Annotated in this window: 3 protein-coding genes and 1 pseudogene; all 4 read left to right on the forward strand. The window is 48.9% G+C overall.

The genetic code is table 11. The features are described 5' to 3' along the window. Positions 1 to 46 precede the first annotated feature (46 nt). Positions 47 to 1,270, forward strand: a pseudogene (locus tag LHW48_09750) (putative DNA binding domain-containing protein). 87 nt (positions 1,271 to 1,357) lie between these two features. Then, positions 1,358 to 1,543 carry a winged helix-turn-helix domain-containing protein gene (locus LHW48_09755; GenBank protein MCB5260733.1) on the forward strand — a complete coding sequence of 62 codons (186 nt, stop codon included), beginning with the start codon at positions 1,358 to 1,360 and terminating at the stop codon, positions 1,541 to 1,543. Between the two features lie 10 nt (positions 1,544 to 1,553). Then, a complete protein-coding gene (gene pglZ / locus LHW48_09760) occupies positions 1,554 to 3,908 on the forward strand; it encodes a BREX-1 system phosphatase PglZ type B (GenBank protein ID MCB5260734.1) in 2,355 nt (784 codons plus the stop codon). Beyond that, positions 3,892 to 4,536, forward strand: a 645-nt coding sequence (locus tag LHW48_09765; GenBank protein ID MCB5260735.1) for a BREX system Lon protease-like protein BrxL, incomplete at its 3' end; no start/stop codon positions are given. The genes pglZ and LHW48_09765, both read left to right, overlap by 17 nt.

Raw genomic sequence — 4,536 nt, forward strand, 5'->3', positions numbered from 1 at the left:
ATCAATGACAGGCATCTGAGCTTGAAAGAGAAGCGCGAGGCGAGTAATGCTAAAGAATGAACTTCTGGAAATTATAGCCAACGGTGAAAATTCACTGGTTGAGTTCAAGCGAGACGACGTCCGGCCGGAACAGCTTGCCAAGGAGATCGTCGCCTTTGCCAATAGCTACGGCGGAAAGCTCCTATTGGGGGTTGAGGATGATGGAACACCCTCTGGTATCCAACGATCCAATTTGGAGCACTGGATCATGGACACGGTCTGCGCTCGTTACGTTCATCCGGCAGTAATACCGCTATATGAAGAAGTTAAGCTTGAAGCTAATCTCCGCGTTGCTGTGATAACTGTACCCCTGGGAGTTTCCAAACCATATGTAGTGAGGCATAACGACAGGGAAGAGTTTTATATCAGGGCAGGCTCCACCAGCAGACTGGCAAATAGAGAGCAGATCATCAGGATCTCGGCATCAGGTGGAATGATACATGTGGAAACCCTGCCAGTGCCCAGGACCTCCTTCAAAACTCTTGATAAAGCCAGGCTTGAAAACTACTTCAGGGATATCTTGGTAGAGCCTTCCCTACCTCGAGATGACAAGGAGTGGGAAACTCGTCTGGTTGACATGGGTTTCCTATCTGAAAACGCAGAGATGGAAAAGGTTTGCACAATTGCCGGATTGCTGCTGTTTGGGATCAATCCCCGCAGATACCTTAAGCAGGCAGGGCTGAGGATCATGGTTTTCGACTCAGACGATAAAGAATACAAAGCTCTCCTGGACGTCGTCCTAGACGCTCCTATGGTTGCCAGAGTAGAAGTTACCGATCAAAGAGTATCAGGAATTGTCGATGACGGTCTGGTTGAGAAAGCAGCGTCAGCTTTGTATCCCTTCATAACTGAGGAGTCCGGAACCATAGACAAGGGTTTCCGCAGACCATTGAAACGATACTACCCCTGGAATGCCATCCGTGAGCTGATCCTGAACGCTTTAGCGCACAGGGATTGGACCCGCAATACCGACATCGAGATTTGCCGTTACAAAGACAGACTGGAGGTGATAAGTCCAGGCGCTTTGCCCAACTCCATGACAGTGGAAAAAATGGTCGGCGGTAGACGAACTCCCCGCAACACCATCATCATGGAGGTTCTGAGAGATTACCAATATGTGGACGCCCGGGGCATGGGGATCAGAACCAAGGTCATACCGATCATGCGTGAGTTTAACGGTACCGAGCCGGAATTCGAAGCCACTGAGGACTTTCTCAAGACGATCTTATACAATAATGGACCGAAAAATGAACCCGATGAACCTAATTATGACCCTAAAACTCAAGAAATTGACCCTAGAAAAGCACATTTTGACCCGATAAATGACCTTAAAACCAGTATATTGACCCTAATAACGGAAAATCCATCCATCACCTATGCAGAACTGGCGATCTCAATAAATAAAAGCCCGGCTACTGTAAAGCGATATCTTCAGGAGTTAAAAGCAAGCGGAGTTATATCCAGAAGCGGTGGTAAAAAAGGTGGAAAGTGGGTGATTCGATGAGGAGTCTAAGTTGAGCAGAGTAATAGATATCATTAAGGAATCGATCTTGGGATTAAACTCAAGAGTAGTCCTCTGGCCGGATAAGGAGCGCCAATGGGAAAAGGCGATCCCGGCTTTGAGGAAAGAGATACCCGGATTGCTTTGTCTGGGTCAATACGATCCTGATAACAGGACTGGTCCTGCCATATGGCTGCGATGCGCTATTGCCGGTCAAGTCAAGCACCTTGGCATATCCGAAGAAACTGTTTTTGTGCTCTATCTTCCGGGAGTTAGCATACAGGAGCTTAAGGCTGTGGAGAGTTGCCCCGAAGAGATAAAGCCGCTGGCAGAACTTCAATTCAGATCAGCGATCTGGAGCCAGTACAACGGCAAGGATTGGACGATCCTCTCTTATCTGGTCTCCGATAAAGGTGGCTTAGGACTGGATGTTGCTCAGGATACTGGTACCAAACAAGCCCTGCAGAACGCTCTGCTTCCCCTTTTGCAGGAGAATATTGAAGACCTGAAGGGCAAACGCCTGGAAAAAGATCATTTTAACTCCCTGCTAACCGGAGGCGATACTACCAGGGACATGCTGAACTGGCTGGACCGGGGAGATGAGTTCAAAGCGAATCTAAGCCTGGAGCAGTGGCAGGCCTTTTGCGCCAACTGCAAATCACATTTTGGCATCGATCCAGTGAAAGATGGGTTGTTGAGCGCGGTCAAGTCCCTGGTGGAGACTGGTGGATCAGACGCCAAGCATAAGAACTGGCAGCTAGTATGGGACCGCTACTGTGATGCCCCGAGAAAATTCAGCAGAATCCCTGACCTGATCAGAAAACTCCAGGTTCCCGATGACTGGATGTATCTGCAGAATGAAGACCATGCCTTCGACCGCTACCCCCAGTGGAACGATGAAATGGAGCGGATTCTCAAGAAAGCCCTGGAATCACTGCACAACGCCAATACCAAAGATGCCAGGGTGAAGATCGCAGATTTGGAAACTGACCACTCCAGACGAAGAGGGCTCATCTGGGCAGAACTTGGTGAGGCTAAGTATGCTGAATTACTTCAATATCTGGCTCAACTTGCCAAGCTGACAGACGATAGCCTTGAAACTGGTGACCTATCGGAGCTCGAAAAACGCTATTCTGAGCACTCGTGGCAGACGGATGGGTCTGTGCTCCAACTTCTGGGTATAATCGATTCTGGCGAAGATTTGAGGATGTTTTGGGGCATTCTGGAGAAGCTCTACCTTCCCTGGATGGATGCTTCCGCCCGTTATTTGCAAAAGAAGGGAGTTTATGCTCGAGCTGGCATTGCCATTAAAGCGGACTATCTTGAATCAGTAGAAGCGGTTTTGTTTGTAGATGGCCTGCGTTTCGACTGCGGTAAGCGGCTGTCTGAACTGCTGAGCGCGGATGGTTGGCAAATTGAGGAAAGTGTCCGCTGGTCAGGATTGCCGACAATAACAGCTACCTGTAAACCCATCCTGATCGAAACGCTATTGAGCCCCAGAACCGATAAGCAAAGCAGGGATGCGATTAACTATGAAGCCATGAGTTCCTACGAGTTTAAAAAGGTACTGGAAAAGCAAAGTTGGCGGGTATTGACCAGCAAGGACATCATTCCTCATGCTGAGCGCAATAATGGAAAAACCCATTCCAAACTCTGGTTGGAGTATGGCAATCTGGATGAGTTGGGACATTCTCAGGGCTGTGGTTTGGCCAAACACATCGAAAGCACTTTGGCTGAGATCGCTGCAAGAATCAAGGATATCTTTAAGGCAGGGTGGCAAAGCGTTCTCATAGTTACTGATCACGGGTGGCTTCTATCGCCCATAGGTTTACCCAAAACCGATCTTCCGGCTTGCCTGTCCGAGAGTAAATGGCACCGTTTTGCCACTCTCAAAGAAGGAACGCAAACGCAGGATAGTCTCTTCCCCTGGTACTGGGATCCCCTTCAGCAAATCGCAATTGCCGATGGAGTGTCCTGTTATAGCGCCGGAGTCGAGTACACTCACGGGGGCTTGAGCTTACAGGAATGCCTGCTGCTGGACATCAGGGTCACCCTGGGTAAGAATGAACTAAGCAAGGCTTCGGTCAGGATAACTGACATCAAATGGACGAACATGCGCTGCAGCATTGCCATCGAGGGACAAGGCAATGATCTAGTCCTTGATATTAGGACGTCACCGGATGATCTTACGAGCAGCGTGGTACTGAGTGTAAAGTCTGTTAAAAGTGACCACACTGCTTCGGTTGTGGTGGAGAACGAGAATCTGCAAGGCAACCCTGCCTACATAGTAATCCTCGATCAGGATGATAACATAGTAACGCAAATACAAACTACCATTGGCGGAGGAAAAGATGATTCAGCTGGATGACATCGACAAAAAGGCAGCATCCATTTTAGAAGGATATTTGGTTCGTAAGGATCTGGTGCGCACTTTTAGTCGCCAGTTTCCGGTTCCCACTTATGTGGTGGAATTCCTTTTGGGAAGATACTGCGCCAGCATCGATCCCGACGAGATCAATGAGGGCATAGAGATAGTTCAGAGGCAGCTTTTGGATAGAACAGTCAAGGCTGGAGATGAAGAGTTGTTTAAATCCAGGGCCAAAGAAAAGGGCTCGGTGAAGATCATAGATCTGATCACAGTACGCTTGGATGCCAAAACTGATTCCTATCTGGCCACCCTACCCAGTTTGCGCTTGCGTGATTCCAGGATAGGCTCAGAGTTGGTTAGCAGGCATGAGCGAATGCTGACTGGCGGCTTCTTTGCCGAGATCACCCTGGTATATGATCCCGTGATCGCTCAGGAAAAGAACGGGCGCCCCTTTGGCATTGAAGCCATCAGGGAAATCCAGCTATCCAGCCGGGATGTGCTTACCAAACTGGCAGAAGCACGCAGGGTAATGACTACCGATGAATGGAAATCCCTGCTGTTTCGTTCTATTGGTCTTGAACCGGAAAAGCTGAGTGAAAGGCAGAAAAATGCTATTTTGCTGCGCATA

The sequence above is a fragment of the Candidatus Cloacimonadota bacterium genome (assembly GCA_020532355.1).
Taxonomy (GTDB): Bacteria; Cloacimonadota; Cloacimonadia; order Cloacimonadales; family Cloacimonadaceae; genus UBA5456.